Below are 18,287 nucleotides of genomic sequence, written 5' to 3'. Positions count from 1 at the left end.
TGCGAACTAATGCCTACCGTAGTGGTTGGCTGTGACTATTACGTTTCCAAGCTTCATGTTTACTAAGCATGCTGACTTTACCCCAAATTTCGGGTAGGGCATCCGCAACGCGGCCTGCGGTGATCGGCCCGCCGGACACAGCCTCCGACGCCGCCCTCCCCGCCCGGCCGTGCAGGGCAGCGCCAAGTGCGGCGATGGCGGCCCACCGCCCGTCCGGTTCGACGCCCAGCTTCCGGAAGCGGACGACGTCGGACCCCACCTGGGCCAGCAGCGCACCAATGACGCCGGCCAGCACGTCCCCGCTGCCGGCAGTGGCGAGCCACGGGGTCCCGTCCGCCTGGCTGTAAGTAGCGCCCCAAGGGGCGGCGACAAGAGTCGTGGCGCCCTTGAGCAGGACGGTGGCGCCAGTGCGGTCAGCCGCATGGCGGACCGCAGCGAGCGTCCCTGCTTCCACCGCTTCCCGGTCCTCCCCGCGGCCCAGCCGCTGGAACAGCGACGCAAGCTCACCGGCGTGCGGTGTCAGCACCACGTGCGGGGCCAGGATTGCGGGCAGTGCAGGCAGCGCGCCGGCGTCGGCCACGACCGGAAGGTCCGACGCAATGGCGTCCCGGGCCCGGGTCAGCTGTTCATGGTCATGCGGCCCCATGCCGGAGCCCACCAACCAGGCCTGGACCCGGTTTTCGGCAACGGTCCCGGTGCTGCAGACAACCTCGGGGCAGGATTGGCGGACCAGGTCGGCCACCGACGGCGGGCCCAGGTACCGGACCATGCCCACCCCTGCCGCCAGGGCACCGCGACAGGCAAGCACTGCGGCGCCCGGGAAGTCCTCGGACCCGGCCACCACACCCAGCACGCCGCGGGAGTACTTCTGGGCGCGCCGGGCCGGGTGCGGCAGGAGGCGTGCCAGGTCGGGGCCCTCGAGGCGGCGCAGGGCAGGACGGGGCAGGTGCTCCTCGATCCCAATCGGTACCACCCGGACGCGGCCGGCATAGTCTGCGCCGGGATCGGCCAGCAACCCTGACTTTGCCCCGCCGAACGTCACGGTCAGATCAGCCGGCAGGACCGGGCCGGCAGCCTCGCCGGTATCGGCGTCCACTCCGCTGGGAAGGTCGCAGGCCACCACAAGGCCGTGGCGGTCTGCGTCCGTGATGGCCTCTACCAGGTCCGCGGCACTCCCCCGCAACCCGCCCTGGGCGCCGGTCCCCAGGACGGCATCAATCACGACGTCGGCCGCAGCGGCTTCGTCGGCAAGTTCCGGCAGTGCCGCTGCGCTGAGCCGGAGCACCCTGCCGCCGGCACGCTCAAACGCCCCGAGGCCGGCCGGGTGGGCGGCATCCCCGGTGAGTACCGCCGTCGTCCGCATCCCCCGGGCAGCGAGGAAAGCGGCGGCGTACAGGCCGTCCCCGCCGTTGTTGCCTTTGCCCGCCACCACCACAACGCGGGCACCGTTCAGGCGGGTGCCGCGGTCCCTGAGTTCATGCACGACGGCGTTGGCCAGCCCGTGCGCGGCGCGCCGCATGAGCACGTCCCCCAGTCCGTCGGCCAGGAGGGGTTCCTCCGCTTCGCGGACCTGAATTCCGGTATAGGCGCTGATCATGGCGGCCGCCCGGCTCAGCCCTCGGCCAGGACCGTGGCCGTGGCGATGCCGCCGTCGTGGCTAATGGACAGGTGCCAGCGCTTCACGCCCTTGGCCTCGGCTACCGCCAGGACCGTCCCTTTCACCTGGACGGTAGGGCCGTTCTGGTCGAGGCCGATCCAGCAGTCCTGCCAGTTCATGCCGGCAGGGGCGCCCAGCACCTTTGCTACGGCTTCCTTCGCGGCGAACCGGGCAGCCAGGGAGCGGGTGTTCAGCTCCCGTTCCGCGGGTACGAACAGGCGGTCCTTCAGACCCGGCGTCCGTTCCAGCTGGCGGCCGAACCGCTCGATGTCTACTACGTCTACCCCGATTCCAACGATCATGCGGTTCATTCTACGGTCGCACCCCTCTGCGGGGAGCCGGTCCACGCCGCTGGCCCCGGCTGTCCGCCATCAGCGGAAAAACGTGACTTTCGGGCTGGCCGCTCGGAGCGCACCCTGACATCCCGGGGCCTTCAGTGGCCGGAGCGGACCAAAAGTTACGCACCCCCTCGGCCCCAGATGTTAAGTTTCTCCACTCGCTGGAGATAATGGCCTATGGACAACTCGAGAGGCTCCCAGCCGCCACGGAGGAGAAGACCTTGGCGAAGGATTTTCAAAGGAGTCCTGATCCCACTCGCCGTCATCGCTGCTCCGCTTCTTCTGTTTCAGGCGTCGTACGTATTGGGAACGGCCCGGATGGTGTCCCTCGCCAACAGGCTTCACCCGTCGGCCGAGTGGGAACCGGATGGTGATAACGTCAGCGGCGGCGTCTTCTGCGTCCCTGTCGCTGTGCCTTGCGACAGCATGTGGCGCCAGTACAGGACGCAGCAGCCGCCCGCGCCCGCCGATATCCGCCAACTAACCGTGGCGGCGGGGCCGGACGGGAAAGTGAACGGGGACTGTGAAACGTCTCCCCTTCCTGCGAATGTCACCGGAATGTACACAGCATGCAGCGCAGCCGGAGTGTTGGACGGCTACGACGTTGAGGTTCGGGTGCTGAAGTTGGCAGAGAACGACCCGGAACGGATCATCCAGTTCCGGCTAAGCAGCATCAAAAACCGCTAGGCAAAACAGAAACCCCGGGCCGCGGGGCCCGGGGTTCAGCTGTCCTGCGTTATTCCGCTTATTCGACGGTGACGCTCTTGGCGAGGTTGCGCGGCTGGTCCACGTCGTAGCCCTTGGCTGCGGCGAGTTCCGCGGCGAAGATCTGCAGCGGGACGGTGGTCAGCAGGGGCATGAGCAGCGTGGGGGTTTCGGGAACGTAGAAGACGTGCTCGGCGTAGGCCTTCACGGCCTGGTCGCCTTCCTCCGCGATGACCAGCGTCCGGGCGCCGCGGGCGCGGACTTCCTGGATGTTGGAGATCACCTTCGCGTGCAGTGATTCGCGCCCGCGCGGGGACGGGACCACCACGAACACCGGCTGGCCTTCATCGATCAGGGCGATGGGGCCGTGCTTAAGCTCACCGGCGGCAAAGCCCTCGGCGTGGATGTACGCGATCTCCTTGAGCTTCAGCGCACCTTCCAAGGCCACGGGGTAGCCCACGTGCCGGCCCAGGAACAGCACAGACTTCTCGTTCGCCATGGACCGGGCCAGTTCGCGCAGGGGTCCGGCGTTGTCCAGGATGGTTTGGATCTTGGCGGGGATCTTGTTCAGGTCCGCCAGGACGTCCTTGATCTGGCCCGAGAAGATGTTCCCGCGCAGCTGTGCCAGGTACAGGCCCAGCAGGTACGCGGCGGTGATCTGGGCCAGGAACGCCTTGGTTGAGGCCACCGCGATTTCCGGGCCGGCGTGCGTGTACAGCACGGCATCGGACTCGCGCGGGATGGTGGAGCCGTTGGTGTTGCAGATCGAGATGGTCTTAGCGCCCTGCTCGCGGGCGTACCGGACGGCCATCAGGGTGTCCATGGTCTCACCGGACTGGGAGATGGACACCACCAGGGTGTTCTCGTCCAAGATCGGGTCCCGGTAGCGGAACTCGTGCGCCAGCTCCACCTCCGTGGGGATCCGGCACCAGTTCTCGATCGCGTACTTGGCCACCGTGCCCGCATAGGCGGCGGTGCCGCAGGCCAGCACGATGATCTTGTTGACCTGCTTCAGCAGTTCAGGATCGATCCGCAGCTCGTCCAGGGTCAACTTGCCCTCCAGGTCAGACCGGCCCAGCAGGGTCTGCGCCACGGCATCGGGCTGGTCGTGGATTTCCTTCTCCATAAACGAGGAGAAACCACCCTTCTCCGCCGAGGCCGGGTCCCAGTCCACGTGGTATTCCTTGCCCGAGGCCGGGTTACCGAAGAAATCGGTGATCACCACACTGTCGGCGGTGATGGTCACGATCTGGTCCTGGCCCAGCTCCACCGCACGGCGCGTGTAATCGATGAACCCTGACACGTCCGAGCCAAGGAAGTTCTCCCCCTCACCCAGGCCCACCACCAGCGGCGAGTTGCGGCGGGCGGCCACCACGACGTCGGGCTGGTCCGCGTGCACGGCCAGCAGGGTGAAGGCACCCTCGAGGCGCTGGCAGGCCAGCTCCATCGCCCTGGTCAGGCCACCATTTGCCGGGTCCCCGCCCAACTGGTTGCGCAGGATATCCGCCAGCAGCGCGGCAGCGACCTCGGTGTCCGTCTCGGACAGGAACTCCACACCCTTCTCCAGCAGCTCCAGCTTGAGCTCGGCGAAGTTTTCGATGATGCCGTTGTGGATCACGGCCAGCTTGCCGCCGTCAGCCAGGTGCGGGTGCGCGTTACGGTCCGTCGGGCCGCCGTGCGTCGCCCACCGGGTGTGCCCGATCCCGGTCAGGGTCTCCGGCAGCGGCCGGGCCTCCAGCTCACCAAGCAGGTTGCTCAGCTTCCCGGACTTCTTACGGGACTCGATGTTCCCCTGGGACACCACAGCCACACCGGCAGAGTCATAACCGCGGTACTCCAGGCGGCGCAGTCCCTCAAGGACAACGTCCAACGCACTGTGACCATTAATTGCACCGTCAGTCGAACGGCCTACATACCCCACGATTCCACACATAGGCTCAAGACTATCGGCAGCGTGCCTGTTGCTCTAAACCGGCAGGCGCCGATAATAGGCGTCCGTGACGTACGCCGCGCTGAGCAGGGGCGTCATTTCGCGATGGGCCGGGCGCGGGGCAGAATCTTTAGGTGACTTCGCAACGCAACGACGCGAACGGGGAGGGTGCCTCGCCGTTCGTGGAGCTGGACCGGCAAACCTGGTCCCGCCTCGCCGCCCAGATGGAACAGCCCCTTAATGAAGAGGACGTGCTGCGCCTTCGCGGGCTCGGCGATCCCCTGGACATCAACGAAGTCAGGGACGTCTACCTGCCGCTGTCCCGGCTCCTGCACCTGTATGTGGAGGCGGCAGGGCAGCTGCACGCAGCCACCACCACGTTCCTGGGTGAACAGACCCAGCGCACCCCGTTCGTCATCGGCGTGGCCGGTTCCGTGGCAGTCGGCAAGTCCACCATTGCCCGCGTGCTGCGGGAGATGCTGCGCCGCTGGCCCGGCACCCCGAACGTGGAGCTGATCACCACCGACGGCTTCCTCTACCCTCTGGCCGAGCTCAAGCGTCGGCAATTGCTGGACCGCAAGGGCTTCCCGGAGTCGTACGACCGCCGCGCGCTGCTGCGATTCGTGAGCGAGATCAAGGGCGGTGCCGAGGAAGTGCGCGCACCCTGGTACTCCCACGTCACGTACGACATCGTGCCCGGCAAGGAAGTGGTGGTTCGCCGCCCGGACGTCCTCATCGTGGAGGGCCTCAACGTGCTGGCCCCGGCCCGGCCCCGGCACGACGGCCGCCAGGGCCTGGCCCTGAGCGACTTCTTTGACTTCTCCATCTACGTGGACGCGAAGACCTCCTACATCGAGGAGTGGTACGTGGACCGGTTCCGGAAGCTGCGCAGCACGGCGTTCGCGCAGCCGGAGTCCTACTTCCACCGCTATGCCACCCTGTCCGACGAGGAAGCCGAGAGCACCGCGCGCGACATCTGGAAGCGGATCAACGAGCCCAACCTGGAGGAGAACGTGCTTCCCACACGGGGCCGCGCGCAGCTGGTACTGACCAAAGAGGCGGACCACTCCATCCGGCGCATGCTGCTCCGGAAGGTGTAGCACAGGTGTGCTACCAATGCGGCTCCCCCAGCCGGCGCAGCTTCTCCCGCTTCCTCGCAGCGGGGGCCGGGCTGACTGTCCTGGCAGCCTGCACACCGGAGGCACCCAAGGCGGTGGCGCCGTCGTCGTCCACTGCTTCCTCCGCCGCACCCTCCCCTTCAGCTGTCACAGCTTCGGCGGGCCCGACGCCGGGCGCCGCCAAGGTGGGCCAGTCACCCGAGGTGCCGTCCCCCACGCCGTCGCCGTCGGCCACCTTGGCGCGGCAATTTTCGCTCGATGATCCGGCCAGCCCGTGGGTGATCGTGAACAAGCACCGGCCGTTGAAGCCGGCGGACTATGTGCCGGCTGACCTGGTCCGGCCCGCCGTCGCGACTTCCGCCGCGGGTGAGGCCGCCCTGCTGAACAGCACGACGGCGGCGGCTGCCGAGGCGATGTTCGCAGCGGCCTCGCGGGACGGCGTGGCCATGGTCCTGGCCAGCGGCTACCGCTCGTACAACACGCAGGTGGCCACCTACAACGGGTACGTGGCGGCACGGGGACAGGCCGACGCCGACACCGCCAGCGCGCGGCCCGGCCACTCTGAGCACCAGACGGGGTGGGCGTTCGACATCGGCGACGGTGGCGGAGCGTGCAGCTTCGAGCCGTGCTTCGCTGACCAGCCTGCGGCTTCCTGGGCGAAGGCGAACGGGCACCGGTTCGGGTTCGTGGTGCGGTACCCGTGGATGCTGCACCCCATCACCGGGTATTACTACGAGCCGTGGCACCTGCGGTACGTGGGAGTGGAGGCGGCCACGGACATGCTGAAGCGCGGCGTTGGAACGCTCGAGGAATACTTCGGCCTCGAAGCGGCGCCCGGGTATCTGTAAGGGCGTGCGTTAGGTTGGTGTCCATGCTTAATGGATTCAAAAACTTCATCATGAAGGGCAATGTGGTTGACCTTGCGGTCGCCGTGGTCATGGGTACTGCGTTCGGTGCGGTGGTGACGGCGCTGGTGAACAAGGTGCTGATGCCCTTCGTCTCCGGCCTGGTAGGGGCGCCCAATTTCGACAGCTTCGCGAGGGTGGAGCTGAACGGCAACGCCATCGAGTTCGGGGTGCTGCTGACTGCGGTGGTGAACTTCCTGCTGATTGCCGCAGCCATCTACTTTGTGGTGGTGATGCCGATGAACATCATGATCGAGCGCCGGAACCGCCGACTCGGGATCAACAAGGACGTGAAGAAGGACGCTGCCGAGGATCCGCAGGTGGCGCTGCTGACCGAGATCCGGGATGCACTGAAAGAACGTTCCCTGTAAGTCTTGTTGCAGCAAAGTGGCCCGTCTCCCTTGGGAGGCGGGCCACTCTTCTAGGTGTGCCTAGTTCGAGGCGAGCTCCAGCGCGAGTTCGCTCCGGACCACCTGGGCCAGGTGTTCGGCGATGGACTGGGCGGTCTCTTCGTCTGCGGCTTCCACCATCACGCGGACCACGGGCTCGGTCCCGGACGGGCGGAGCAGGACGCGGCCGGTTTCGCCGAGCGCAGCTTCCGCCGCCGCAACAGCCTGGGCCAGGACGTCGTTGCTGCGCACGCCGCTGCGGTCCACGCCCTTGACGTTGATGAGAACCTGCGGGAGCTTGGTCATCACGGTGGCCAGCTCCTTGAGCGGCTTTCCGGTGAGGGCCACCTGCGCGGCGAGCTGCAGGCCGGTAAGGAGGCCGTCGCCGGTGGTTGCGTGGTCGGAGAAGATGACGTGGCCGGACTGTTCGCCGCCCAGGTTGTAGCCGCCGTCGCGCATGCCTTCAAGGACGTAGCGGTCCCCCACCGCGGTTTCCACGATGGTGATGCCCGCCTCGCGGAGGGCGATCTTGAGGCCCAGGTTGCTCATGACGGTAACCACCAGGACGTCGTCCCTGAGCTTGCCGGACTTCTTGAGCGCTACCGCGAGGATCGCCATGATCTGGTCGCCGTCCACCTCGTTGCCTTCGTGGTCCACGGCAAGGCAGCGGTCCGCGTCGCCGTCATGGGCGATGCCCAGGTTGGCGCCGTACTTGACCACGGCTTCCTTGAGCGGGCCGAGGTGGGTGGAGCCGACACCGTCATTGATGTTCAGGCCGTCCGGATCTGCGCCGATGACGATGACATCCGCGCCGGCGTCCTTGAAAAGCTGGGGCGAGCAGCCGCTGGCGGCGCCGTTCGCGCAGTCCAGCACCACCGTAAGGCCATCGAGGCGGTGCGGGAGCGTGCGGAGCAGGTGGACGATGTAGCGGTCCTCGGCGTCGGAGAAGCGCTGGATGCGGCCCACGTCGGCGCCGGTGGGGCGGACGGCTTCCTTGCTCATCTGGGCTTCGATGGCGTCCTCCACCTCGTCCGGCAGCTTCTGGCCGCCGCGGGCGAAGAACTTGATGCCGTTGTCCGGTGCCGGGTTGTGGGAGGCGGAGATCATGACACCGAAGTCGGCATCCAGGTCTGCGACCAGGTAGGCAGCGGCGGGGGTGGGCAGGACACCCGCATCGTAGACGTCGATGCCTGAGCTGGAGAGGCCGGCTTCCACGGCGGCGGCGATGAATTCGCCGCTGGCTCGCGGGTCACGGGCCAGCACGGCGCGGGGCCTCGCACCGTTGGCAGCGCGGTCATGGCCGAGCACGACGGCGGCCGCCTGGGCCAACTGCAGGGCCAGTTCTGCTGTCAGCAGGCCGTTGGCCAGCCCCCGGACACCATCTGTTCCAAATAATCTAGACACCGGTCAAGTGTAGAGGATGGGGCTGCTGCAGTTTGAAACAGCTGGCCAGCGGCTTTAAGCGTGCTTCGTGTGTTCAGGGAGCGGAAATTTGAAACCTCTTCCAAGTCGCGCCTACTCGTTTTGATGTCAGGTGCCATCCTTTGCACAGGGAGCAGGGATAGACGTTGGCCTCTCGCCTCCGGTAGCCGCTCGAGCGTCGTATGGCTATGAGTGGCAGAACAGCGGCGTTCCGGCTCGCGTAGGTGACCTTAGTGCAAGAGGGCATAATGCGAAATCCAATTATGGGAAGTCGCATGGCTCATATCCACACTTGATCAGCCGCTTAGTACAGCAGATCCGCATCCACTCGAAGTGGCTTGTCACTGACAAGTTAGTCCACCCGAACCGCTGCTCGCAATCATCTCTGCCGCTGCTGGGGTTGCTATAGGTGTTAACGCCAGAAGCCCGCCCCGCCAAACGGCAGGACGGGCTTCTGTGCAAGCGGATTTAGCGCTTGGAGTACTGCTGGGCCTTACGGGCCTTCTTGAGACCGGCCTTCTTACGCTCGATGACACGGGCGTCGCGGGACAGGTAACCGGCCTTCTTCAGGGTGGGGCGGTTGTTCTCGACGTCGATCTCGTTCAGTGAACGGGCGATGCCGAGGCGCAGTGCGCCGGCCTGGCCGGAGATGCCGCCACCGTGGATGCGGGCGATGACGTCGTAGGCGCCTTCGAGATCAAGGATCTTGAAGGGCTCGTTGACGTCCTGCTGGTGCAGCTTGTTCGGGAAGTAGTTCGCCAGCTCGCGGCCGTTGATGGTCCACTTGCCGGTGCCGGGCACAACGCGAACGCGTGCAACGGCTTCCTTACGGCGGCCAACAGCTGCGCCGGCAACGGTCAGTGCCGGGCGCTCCTTCTTGGGAGCAGCTTCTGAAGCTGAGCTCTCAGAGGTGTAGCTGGTCAGGTTTTCCTCGGCCTCGACGACCTCGGTGGTCTCTTCGTTCTGAGCCACGATTCTCCTTGTATAGATAAGTTGTTTGGTGGCCAGGACTACTGGGCGACCTGGGTGATTTCGAAAGTCTTGGGCTGCTGGGCGGCGTGCGGGTGCTCAGCACCGCGGTACACCTTCAGCTTGCCGAGCTGCTGGGCAGCAAGGGAGTTCTTGGGGAGCATGCCCTTGATGGCCTTCTCAACGGCGCGGACCGGGTTGGTTTCCAGCAGTTCCGCGTAGTTGACGGAGGTCAGGCCGCCCGGGTAACCGGAGTGGCGGTATGCCCGCTTCTGCTCCAGCTTGGCACCGGTCAGGGCTACCTTTTCAGCGTTGATGATGATGACAAAGTCGCCCATGTCCATGTGGGATGCGAAAGTGGCCTTGTGCTTGCCGCGCAGCAGGATTGCGGTCTGGCTTGCAAGACGACCAAGGACAACGTCGGTGGCGTCAATGACGTGCCACTGGCGGTTGATATCGCCGGGCTTCGGGGTGTACGTACGCACGGTGTTTGCCTCGTTCTTGTTCTGGCGTTCTTGTTTAGGTGTCGCTAGCTCGCGCACCTACTGTCTGCGCGCTACCGGAACAGAGGTGAGGGCTCTATGTAACCAGTCATCCTGAAGTTCCGAATGTGCACGTTGAGTAGTTATCCTGCAACCGGATTCTCAAGCGGGCACGCACCATCGGAATAGGACACGCACAACGACTACCAAGATTAGCGCGTCAGGTGCTTCAGGGTCAAAATGAGGTAGCCGGAGGCCGCTGGGGCCTACGTCGGATCAACAACGTAGGGGTAACAGTGTTGTCAGCGGAGAACTTGAGCCCCACCACCGCGCTCCTAGTTCTTGGCGCCGCACTCCTGGGAGCCACCCTCTCCCCCATCGCGGAGTTCCTGATCGCCAAGGTGATTCCGAGGCTCGGTAACGCACCACGCTTCCAGACAAGAATTACGACGGCGGCACTCACCGGCGTCGCGTGCGCCGCCTTTGCCCTTCATTTTGGCATTTCTTTCGGCCTACCGGCCTTCCTATTCCTAGCGGTATTAGGCGTGCAGCTGGCACGGATAGATGTAGCACTCCATCTGCTGCCCAATCCCCTCGTACTGACACTTTTAGCCGGCGGTCTTTTACTTCTTTTATTGCCAGGAGTATTTGGTAAGCAATCTGAGGATGTGCTTCGCGCAGCCCTGGGAGCCGTCATCTTGTTTGCCGGCTACCTGATGTTGGGACTTATTTCGCCCGGCGGCATCGGAATGGGCGACGTGAAGCTTGCCGCGCCTGTCGGTCTTTACCTGGGGTACCTAGGTTGGAGCCAACTCCTCTACGGCGGCCTCTTAGGGTTCATCCTGAACGGCGTGGCCACGGTGCTTGTGCTCAGCAGAAAAGGCCGCAATAAAGCCACCGAAGTGGCCCACGGCCCCTCCATGCTCGGTGCCCTTGCTGCCGTCACGTTCTTCATTGCCTAGTCCGCATCGCCGTACTTCATTCCGGCGCCGCCGCCGTTTCCGGCAGCAACCCAAGTAGTCCTCCGCGTACCTGCAAACGCCGGCTGAGTACTGGTCCGTCTTTCCGAGTACGTATTTTTTGCGTCAAAGTAAAAAGTCGAGTACTACTACGCATTGTCGCCCCATAGCCCCCGATGACAATCTCTTCTTAGCGAAGTCCAGCCGCTAAAGAGTTATGGGGGCAGCTGGAAATTCGTTGAAATCAAATAAATCCAATTTCACCGAATTAAGGAAATTAAAATGACTCCTCTCATGGTCTCAATGACTGCTTTCATCGCCGGCATCGCCGATCGTTTCAAGACCGAAGAAAAGGGTGCAACTGCTGTTGAGTACGGCCTGATGGTTGCCCTGATCGTTATCGCGGCCATCCTCGGTATCACGGCCGTCGGAGGCCAGCTGCAGGCCCTCTTTGCCGACATCGCCACCCGGCTCTAACAAGCAGGAATATATCGCCAAACCGATGGCGGCTCCCAGGCCATCTGGGAGCCGCCATTGCTTTCCCAGGACGTAAGGATCGAAGCATGCGCAAGAGGAACGAAGAGGGTGCCGCGGCCGTCGAGTTCGCACTCATACTTCCGGTGCTGTTACTCATCTTGATCGGCATCATCGAGTTCTCCTTGGCTTTCAACGCGCAGCTGTCGCTGAACCAAGCAGCTCGTGAAGGAGCTCGGTACATGGCTATCCACAACAACGCAGGTGACGCGGCTACTGCCGCCGGTAATGCTGCCGGTCGATTGGCGCCAGCTTCAGTCAGCACCACCTTCTCCTTCACAGGCGGCGGGACGACATGTGCGGCCGGCAAACAGGTCACAGCAACAACCAGTTACACGCTGACCACCGTAACGGGCTTTCTGGACGCCTTCACGGGAAACATCGCCATGACGGGCAAAGGAACGATGTCATGCGGAGGCTGAACAAGAACACCGACCATGAGCGCGGAGCCACCGCCGTAATGGTGGCGGTCATGATGGTGGTGCTTCTCAGCTTTGGAGCCGTCGCCGTCGATGTGGGCGGGATGTATGCAGAAAAGGCCGTTACACAGAACGGGGCAGATGCGGCAGCCCTGGCGGTTGCACAAAAATGCTCCAAAAACGAAGCCGATCCCGCGTGCGTGACTGGCTCGTCACTTTCGCCCACTTTGGCCAATGCCAATGCCAAAGACAATCTCACGAATGTGGCGTCGACTGTCGTTAATAAAGGAGCAGGCACGGTAACTGTTACCACGAATGCCCAAGACTCCTCCGGGGTCCATTTCTCGACATTCTTCGCCAGGATCTTCGGAACCGACACGACAAATATCAGCGCCGTGGCCGAGGCGAGATGGGGAGGCGCCAAATCGGGTGACATCTTCCCGATTGCCTTCTCTGAATGCGAAGTCGACCTCAGCACGTCAGGCGACGGCGCCATGCAATTTCTGCTCTCCCACGGGACGGGGGCTGGCAAGAAAGATACCTGCCACAGCACCGCCTCTGGGCTTGAGATTCCTGGCGGCTTTGGCTGGTTGGTAACGAGCGGCACCTGCACCGTCAAAGTTGACCTGGCATCACCGTGGGTATCAAGCAATACCGGAAACAATCCCGAGGCCGGCTGCAGCGACATTCTTCAAGGCTGGAAGAACAAGCTCGTCGCAGGGCAGAAGGTGGTAGCGCTGCTGCCGGTTTTCGATCAGACAAGCGGTACGGGCACTGGCTCCAAATTCCACCTGCGAGCCTTTGCTGCCATCGATATTGCCGGCTGGGACCTGGCCAATCAGGATCCATTCCACTACATGCCTGCTTCCGCTCAGGCATTCAAGGATGCGGGTGGCTGGAAGAGCAGCGACCTCGGCATCGTCGGAAAGTTCGTGCGCTACGTCGCCTTGGATGAGGCGTTCGACGTAGGCGGGCCTACCACCTACGGCGGAAACGTCGTAGAGCTCACCAAATAAGACATAAGGAGAATCTCTTGAAAACAAGGCTGCTGGGGGGCCTGGCAGCACTGCTCTTGGCAATTGTCGGATCTGTACTGATGTTCAACTACGCACAGGCTGCCGACAGCCGAGCACAGCAAGGCCTAGATCCCGTCGAAGTACTCGTCGTTCAAAAGGCAATTCCCGCAGGGACACCCGTTGCGGATCTTGCCCAATCCGTAAAGCTGACATCTCTTCCCGGCGCGGCAGTGCCCAAAGATGTCGTCACGTCGCTCTCAGACTTTCCCGGCAAGGTCACCTCTGTCGCCCTAGAGCCGGGTGAGCAGCTTTTAGCACCGCGGCTGGTTGACCCGAATGCCTTGGCGGCCCCTGGAACAGTACCGGTTCCCAAGGGCATGGAAGAGCTTACCCTTCTGCTGGAACCGCAACGCATCCTGGGAGGGCAGCTCAAGGCCGGAGACACCGTTGGGGTCTATACCTCTTACAAGCTGGATGATGCAGCCGCAGCCAGTGCGCCTGTCGGAAACGACGTAAAAGGATTCAAGGAGTTTACAAAACTGGCGTTCCAAAAAGTGTTGGTAACCAGCGTGCAGCAGGCACCTGCCGAAACGTCAAAGAAGGACTCTAATTCGTCATCTGACGGGCCGGCCCTCCCGTCGGGCTCCGTTTACGTGACGCTGGCCCGCGAAGACATCGATGCCACGCAAATCGTGTTCGCGTCAGAGTTCGGAAAGGTCTGGCTGTCGAAGGAGAACAGCGACTCCAAGGACGGCAACCCAGGTGTGATAACCCTCGGAAAGGTCTCGCAATGAGCCGCTTCGTTCTCGTCACCGCATCACAGGATTTCCAGCGCAAAGTATCCCAGGCCGTACGCGGAGCGCTTCACGGTTCAGTTCAGGTGCTGCCACCCTCAGTTTTGTTGGGAGGTCCGCAGGAGCTCTTTGACCGACTCACAGGCGAACCGCCTGAAGTATTGATCCTCGGCCCCGGCCTGCCAGAGGACGATGCCCTAAAACTCGCGACCGTGTTCGATCTTCAGTTTCCGGAAATCAGCCTGGTTCTCGTCGAAGACACGGAACCCGAGCAAGTAATCACCGCAATGCGCGCCGGCATCAGGGATATCGTCAGCCCGAGCGCAGATGCAGACCAACTGCGAATTCTCCTCGAGCGCGCCTGCCTTGCTTCTGCCGGTAGGCGCCGGGGGCTGGTAGCGGCAGCGGGACCAGAACGTGCTCCCGGCCGCGTCATCGCCGTAATGTCACCGAAAGGCGGCGTCGGCAAGACAACCGTAGCCACCAATCTGGCCATCGGCCTGGGCAAGATCGCTCCCATGGGCGTGGTCATCGTCGACTTGGACGTCCAATTTGGAGATGTGGCCAGCGGTCTCCTCTTGGAACCCGAACACACACTAAAAGATGCTGTCAGTGGTGCGGCTTTCCAGGACTCCATGGTCCTGAAGGCCTTCCTCACAGTACATCCCAGTGGAATCTACGCACTATGTGCGCCCAGTAGCCCCAGCGAAGCAGACCACATCAGTGGAGAGGCAGTTAGCCACCTGCTTAGCCAGATGGCCGCTGAATTCCAGTACGTGATCGTGGATACAACCCCGGGACTTGGCGAGCACGTCTTGGCAACTTTGGAGCAAGCCACCGATGCTGTCTGGGTTTGTGGAATGGACGTACCAAGCATCCGGGGGCTTCACACTAGTTTCTCAATCCTGCGCGAGCTGCAGCTTATGCCACAGGGAAGGCACGTGGTACTCAATTTTGCTGATCGCAGGAGTGGACTGACTGTCCAAGATGTAGAGGCCACCATAGGTGTTCCCGTCGATACGGTGATTCCGCGTTCCCGCGCTGTCCCCTTTTCCACAAACAAAGGGGTTCCTCTTCTACAGGAGTCCTCTCGCGATGCGGCAGCTCGAGCTTTCGGAAAACTCATAGAACGCTTCGACCCGAAGCGAAGCGCACAACCCCAAAGAAAAGTACATCGTCGGATGGTGATCTCATGAGCCTGGCAGAACGACTTCAAGCGGCACGCAGTGGTCCGGCCCCCGCCCAGACTTCTCCATTGCAGGAAACGACTACCCCTACTCTGGAGACAGCAGGTGCCAGCGCGGCACCCGTGGACGCCTTGGCCGGACTCAAGCAACGCGCGGGAAAGGCCCTGTTTGAGCGGCTTGGGGGCCGGCTCACTGATTCCTCGCTCAGCGACGAGGAACTCCGGAAGATTGCGCGCGATGAGCTTAGCACCGTGATCGACGAAGAGCAGGTACCGCTTACGCCGGAAGAACGGCGCCGCTTGATCCGGGACGTGGGAGACGACGTTCTGGGTTACGGCCCTCTCCAGCGGTTCCTGGATGATCCTTCCATCACGGAGATTATGGTCAACAGGCTTGATCAGATCTACGTTGAGCGGGATGGCAAGCTGCTCTTAACGGACAGCCGCTTCAGCAGCGAGGAACACCTCCGCAAAGTCATCGAGCGCATCGTGGCAAAGGTTGGTCGACGTATCGACGAGTCTTCGCCCCTGGTCGACGCACGGTTGGAAGATGGATCCCGTGTCAACGCCATCATCCCGCCGTTGGCCGTGAACGGTTCTTCGCTGACTATCAGGAAGTTCAGCAAAGTTCCGCTAACCGTCCAGAACCTAATCGATTTCGGTACTTTGACGCCACAAATGGCAGAGCTTCTCGATGCCTGTGTTCGGGCAAAGCTCAACATCATCGTTTCCGGGGGCACCGGCACCGGCAAGACGACGCTCCTCAACGTGCTGTCGTCGTTCATCCCGGCGGACGATCGCATCGTCACCATTGAAGATGCCGTTGAATTGCAGCTGCAGCAAAGTCACGTGGTCAGGCTGGAAAGCAGGCCCCCGAACATTGAGGGCAAGGGGGCAGTCACGATCCGTGAGCTGGTCCGCAACTCCCTTCGCATGCGCCCTGACCGCATCGTCGTAGGCGAGGTTCGAGGGGGGGAAAGCCTGGATATGTTGCAGGCCATGAATACAGGCCACGATGGCTCCATATCGACGGTCCATGCAAACTCCCCCCGGGACGCGATCTCCCGGCTGGAGACGCTGGTTCTTATGGCCGGCATGGACCTGCCCCTGCGGGCCATTCGCGAGCAAGTCTCATCCGCGGTTAACCTCATCGTGCACCTTTCGCGCTTGCGGGACGGCACGCGCCGGGTTACACACATCACGGAAGTACAGGGAATGGAAGGGGATATTGTCACTCTCCAAGACGCCTTCGTCTTTGACTACAGCGCTGGTGTTGACAGATATGGCAGGTTCCTTGGCCAGCCGGTTTCCACGGGCATCCGTCCTCGTTTCATAGATCACTTTGCCGAGCTTGGGATTTCGGTGTCGCCAGGCATCTTTTCCGGCACCACAGCACAGCTGGCGAGGCGGTAATCATGCATGGTCAAGAGATTTTCCTTGCCGGCGTGGTCCTCCTGGGAACCTCACTCGCTACTGCGGTACTCGTCGTCTTCAAACCGGCGAGCGGTTCTCTGCCGATAAGCAGGCGGCGGCCGCTCGGTACAACAGAACAGACAGCGATAAGCCGTGCTGCCTCTTCTGCCGTGCAACTCGCCGAAAGGTTACTGGCCGGAAGAAAAAGCACCACACCCAGATCAAATAGCCTCCTCAGTCTTGCGGGAGTTTCTCTTCCCCAAGCGGACTTCGTGGTTCTCGTCGCAGCCGCCACGGCGGTTGGTGGCCTTGCTGGACTGATTCTCCAGGGGATTGGGCTCGGCCTCCTGGTGGCTTTGGCAATTCCAGTGGTGGCAAGAGTCGGCTTGTCGATACTCATTCAGCGGAGGCGGGCCGCTTTTGAGGCCCAGTTGGGCGAAACCCTGACCATGATCTCCGGCGGACTCCGGGCGGGACACAGCGTTCTACGAGCGATTGACGCAGTCGCTCAGGAGGCCAGCGAACCGACCGCAACTGAGTTCTCCCGTGTTGTCAATGAGACACGGCTTGGCCGAGATCTCCAGGATTCACTAAATGAAGTTTCTGTACGTATGAAGAGCGAGGACTTTAGCTGGATGGCCCAGGCCATCGAAATCAACCGGGAAGTCGGTGGAGATCTTGCAGAGGTGTTTGATCAGGTCGGCGAAACTATCCGCGAACGGACTCAGATAAAGGGGACCGTCAAGGCCCTAAGCGCAGAAGGCAAACTAAGCGCCATTATTCTCATGGCACTTCCAGTCCTGCTATTCATTCTGATCGGACTGGCGAACCCCAAATATATGGGGGCACTGACCGGACATCCTGTCGGCTGGATATTGCTGGGCATCGCTGCCGTGATGATGACGATCGGCGGAATCTGGGTCCACAAAATTAGCGATTTGAAATTTTGAGGGGTGAACAGTGCAACCAATAGCCTGGGGCATCATCGCCCTGACAGTAATTCCAGTGTCCTTCCTCGCATGGTCCGTAATCGTTACGGACCGCAGGTCGCGTGTGCTGATCCAGGGCAACCTGAGCAAGGGAATAGATGTACCCGCCAACGCCGTATCCAGCCAGAACATGAATCTGGAGAGGTTCGCGGCCCGCGTCACGCCCAAAGGTTATGCAGCAAAGCTCGACAGACTGCTTGCATTGGCTGGCCGGCCCGCCGCTATGCCTCTCCCGCGCCTTTTGGTAGCAAAGCCCGCCATCGCGCTGATAGCAGCCATCATCATGATGCTCTTCCTCAGCCGGGGGGCGACACCCCAGTTGGTACTGCTGGCTGTCTTCACCACCTTGCTCGGGTACTTCGTCCCCGACTTGCTGATCTACAGTCGGGGTTCCGAGAGGCAAAAGAAGATTCAGCTTGAACTACCGAACACCTTGGATCAAATGTTGATTTCGGTTGAGGCAGGGCTAGGTTTTGAATCGGCAATGGCAAGGGCTGGTCACAACGGAAAGGGTCCCCTTGCGGAGGAACTGATTCGGACCCTTCAAGACATGCAGGTGGGCCGCAGTCGTCGAGACTCGTATACCGCCCTGGCGGATCGCAGCAATGTCCAGGATCTGCGGAACTTCGTTCGAGCAGTTGTACAGGCTGACACTTACGGCATTGCGATAGCAAAGGTTTTGAAAGCCCAAGCCGGAGACATGCGGGTCAAGCGGCGGCAGCGAGCAGAGCACAAAGCAATGAAACTCCCAGTTCTGGTCCTGTTTCCACTCCTGCTCTTCATCTTTCCCGTAATTTTCATCATCATCCTGGGCCCGGCAGTTATCAACATCATCCAAGCCTTCAGCTGATCCACCCCCGCCCGAAAGACCGGACCCCCTCGGCACCCAGAACCGAGGGGGTCCTTTTGTGTGCACACGGGTTAGAAAAACCCAGTTTCGGGGCTCTTCGTGGTTGATGGTGAAACAGGTTCGTGTCTTGAAAGCTGAAGGGCTCGTAGCCCTGCTGTGATGGATGTTCTCTACGCATTCATCAAGTCAGGAGCTACGAGCCTTGATCGAGC

Annotated in this window: 19 protein-coding genes; 13 read left to right on the top strand and 6 right to left on the bottom strand. The window is 62.3% G+C overall.

From position 1 onward, the window contains the following. Positions 1-13 precede the first annotated feature (13 nt). Together ACETK3_RS00095 and ACETK3_RS00090 are read right to left on the bottom strand one after the other, a co-directional pair. On the bottom strand, positions 14-1,597 hold the full coding sequence (locus ACETK3_RS00095; protein ID WP_373992317.1) for an NAD(P)H-hydrate epimerase: 1,584 nt from the start codon (positions 1,595-1,597) through the stop codon (positions 14-16). A gap of 14 nt (positions 1,598-1,611) precedes the next feature. Then, positions 1,612-1,959: a holo-ACP synthase gene (locus ACETK3_RS00090; protein WP_236799068.1), complete on the bottom strand. Its 348-nt coding sequence runs from the start codon at positions 1,957-1,959 to the stop codon at positions 1,612-1,614. Positions 1,960-2,553: 594 nt separating this feature from the next. On the opposite strand from ACETK3_RS00090, the gene ACETK3_RS00085 reads away from it, so the two are divergent. After that, positions 2,554-2,682, top strand: a complete 129-nt coding sequence (locus ACETK3_RS00085) for a hypothetical protein (protein WP_373992316.1) — start codon at positions 2,554-2,556, stop codon at positions 2,680-2,682. A gap of 58 nt (positions 2,683-2,740) precedes the next feature. On the opposite strand, the gene glmS is transcribed toward ACETK3_RS00085, so the two are convergent. Beyond that, the gene (gene glmS, locus ACETK3_RS00080) at positions 2,741-4,633 is read right to left on the bottom strand and encodes a glutamine--fructose-6-phosphate transaminase (isomerizing) (protein WP_236799070.1); all 1,893 of its coding nucleotides are present in this window, start codon (positions 4,631-4,633) and stop codon (positions 2,741-2,743) included. A gap of 131 nt (positions 4,634-4,764) precedes the next feature. Between glmS and coaA the strand changes: the two genes are divergently transcribed. From coaA to mscL, 3 genes are read left to right on the top strand one after another with little or no spacing between them, the layout of a single operon-like run. Then, positions 4,765-5,730 carry a type I pantothenate kinase gene (gene coaA / locus ACETK3_RS00075; protein WP_236799071.1) on the top strand — a complete coding sequence of 322 codons (966 nt, stop codon included), beginning with the start codon at positions 4,765-4,767 and terminating at the stop codon, positions 5,728-5,730. A 5-nt stretch (positions 5,731-5,735) separates the two neighbouring features. Continuing rightward, complete coding sequence (locus tag ACETK3_RS00070) at positions 5,736-6,596, top strand: D-alanyl-D-alanine carboxypeptidase family protein (protein ID WP_373992315.1); 861 nt, start codon at positions 5,736-5,738, stop codon at positions 6,594-6,596. 23 nt (positions 6,597-6,619) lie between these two features. After that, entirely contained in the window at positions 6,620-7,024 is a 405-nt protein-coding gene (gene mscL, locus ACETK3_RS00065) for a large conductance mechanosensitive channel protein MscL (RefSeq protein ID WP_236799073.1), read from the top strand. A gap of 60 nt (positions 7,025-7,084) precedes the next feature. Here the strand turns inward: mscL and glmM are convergent, their stop codons facing one another. From glmM to rplM, 3 genes are all read right to left on the bottom strand, one after another. Beyond that, a complete protein-coding gene (glmM, locus tag ACETK3_RS00060) occupies positions 7,085-8,446 on the bottom strand; it encodes a phosphoglucosamine mutase (protein WP_236820166.1) in 1,362 nt (453 codons plus the stop codon). Positions 8,447-8,932: 486 nt separating this feature from the next. After that, positions 8,933-9,436, bottom strand: coding sequence for a 30S ribosomal protein S9 (rpsI, locus tag ACETK3_RS00055; protein ID WP_236799076.1), 504 nt, complete (start codon positions 9,434-9,436; stop codon positions 8,933-8,935). Positions 9,437-9,474: 38 nt separating this feature from the next. Next, positions 9,475-9,918 (bottom strand): 50S ribosomal protein L13, encoded by a 444-nt coding sequence (gene rplM, locus ACETK3_RS00050; protein WP_043454696.1) that lies wholly within the window; start codon positions 9,916-9,918, stop codon positions 9,475-9,477. Between the two features lie 311 nt (positions 9,919-10,229). Between rplM and ACETK3_RS00045 the strand changes: the two genes are divergently transcribed. The 9 genes from ACETK3_RS00045 (at position 10,230) to ACETK3_RS00005 (ending at position 18,075) form a co-directional block, all read left to right on the top strand. After that, positions 10,230-10,877 (top strand): prepilin peptidase, encoded by a 648-nt coding sequence (locus tag ACETK3_RS00045; RefSeq protein WP_236820167.1) that lies wholly within the window; start codon positions 10,230-10,232, stop codon positions 10,875-10,877. Positions 10,878-11,156: 279 nt separating this feature from the next. Further along, entirely contained in the window at positions 11,157-11,351 is a 195-nt protein-coding gene (locus ACETK3_RS00040) for a Flp family type IVb pilin (protein WP_237428626.1), read from the top strand. 86 nt (positions 11,352-11,437) lie between these two features. Beyond that, positions 11,438-11,830, top strand: a complete 393-nt coding sequence (locus ACETK3_RS00035; RefSeq protein ID WP_236820169.1) for a TadE/TadG family type IV pilus assembly protein — start codon at positions 11,438-11,440, stop codon at positions 11,828-11,830. Continuing rightward, positions 11,818-12,843, top strand: coding sequence for a pilus assembly protein TadG-related protein (locus tag ACETK3_RS00030; RefSeq protein ID WP_236820170.1), 1,026 nt, complete (start codon positions 11,818-11,820; stop codon positions 12,841-12,843). The genes ACETK3_RS00035 and ACETK3_RS00030 overlap by 13 nt, the downstream gene beginning before the upstream one ends. Positions 12,844-12,860: 17 nt before the next feature. After that, entirely contained in the window at positions 12,861-13,637 is a 777-nt protein-coding gene (gene cpaB / locus ACETK3_RS00025; RefSeq protein WP_236799081.1) for a Flp pilus assembly protein CpaB, read from the top strand. Then, positions 13,634-14,833: an AAA family ATPase gene (locus ACETK3_RS00020; protein WP_236799082.1), complete on the top strand. Its 1,200-nt coding sequence runs from the start codon at positions 13,634-13,636 to the stop codon at positions 14,831-14,833. The genes cpaB and ACETK3_RS00020 overlap by 4 nt, the downstream gene beginning before the upstream one ends. Then, entirely contained in the window at positions 14,830-16,236 is a 1,407-nt protein-coding gene (locus ACETK3_RS00015) for a CpaF family protein (protein WP_237428627.1), read from the top strand. Before ACETK3_RS00020 ends, ACETK3_RS00015 begins: the two co-directional genes overlap by 4 nt. Positions 16,237-16,238: 2 nt before the next feature. After that, a complete protein-coding gene (locus ACETK3_RS00010) occupies positions 16,239-17,186 on the top strand; it encodes a type II secretion system F family protein (RefSeq protein ID WP_237428628.1) in 948 nt (315 codons plus the stop codon). Between the two features lie 10 nt (positions 17,187-17,196). Continuing rightward, positions 17,197-18,075, top strand: coding sequence for a type II secretion system F family protein (locus tag ACETK3_RS00005; protein ID WP_237428629.1), 879 nt, complete (start codon positions 17,197-17,199; stop codon positions 18,073-18,075). Positions 18,076-18,287: the final 212 nt, after the last annotated feature.

Origin of the sequence: Arthrobacter sp. E44 (assembly GCF_041877125.1) — a bacterium.
In the GTDB taxonomy this organism is placed as follows: Bacteria; Actinomycetota; Actinomycetes; order Actinomycetales; family Micrococcaceae; genus Arthrobacter.
This window is presented reverse-complemented; position numbering and strand designations above follow the sequence as displayed.

Bases quoted from the DNA above. Each gene is read 5' to 3' on its own strand.
- ACETK3_RS00095 (WP_373992317.1), bottom strand. From the start codon at position 1,597: ATGATCAGCGCCTATACCGGAATTCAGGTCCGCGAAGCGGAGGAACCC.
- ACETK3_RS00090 (WP_236799068.1), bottom strand. From the start codon at position 1,959: ATGATCGTTGGAATCGGGGTAGACGTAGTAGACATCGAGCGGTTCGGC.
- ACETK3_RS00085 (WP_373992316.1), top strand. From the start codon at position 2,554: ATGTACACAGCATGCAGCGCAGCCGGAGTGTTGGACGGCTACGACGTT.
- glmS (WP_236799070.1), bottom strand. From the start codon at position 4,633: ATGTGTGGAATCGTGGGGTATGTAGGCCGTTCGACTGACGGTGCAATT.
- mscL (WP_236799073.1), top strand. From the start codon at position 6,620: ATGCTTAATGGATTCAAAAACTTCATCATGAAGGGCAATGTGGTTGAC.
- ACETK3_RS00040 (WP_237428626.1), top strand. From the start codon at position 11,157: ATGACTCCTCTCATGGTCTCAATGACTGCTTTCATCGCCGGCATCGCC.
- ACETK3_RS00035 (WP_236820169.1), top strand. From the start codon at position 11,438: ATGCGCAAGAGGAACGAAGAGGGTGCCGCGGCCGTCGAGTTCGCACTC.
- ACETK3_RS00030 (WP_236820170.1), top strand. From the start codon at position 11,818: ATGCGGAGGCTGAACAAGAACACCGACCATGAGCGCGGAGCCACCGCC.
- ACETK3_RS00020 (WP_236799082.1), top strand. From the start codon at position 13,634: ATGAGCCGCTTCGTTCTCGTCACCGCATCACAGGATTTCCAGCGCAAA.
- ACETK3_RS00015 (WP_237428627.1), top strand. From the start codon at position 14,830: ATGAGCCTGGCAGAACGACTTCAAGCGGCACGCAGTGGTCCGGCCCCC.
- ACETK3_RS00010 (WP_237428628.1), top strand. From the start codon at position 16,239: ATGCATGGTCAAGAGATTTTCCTTGCCGGCGTGGTCCTCCTGGGAACC.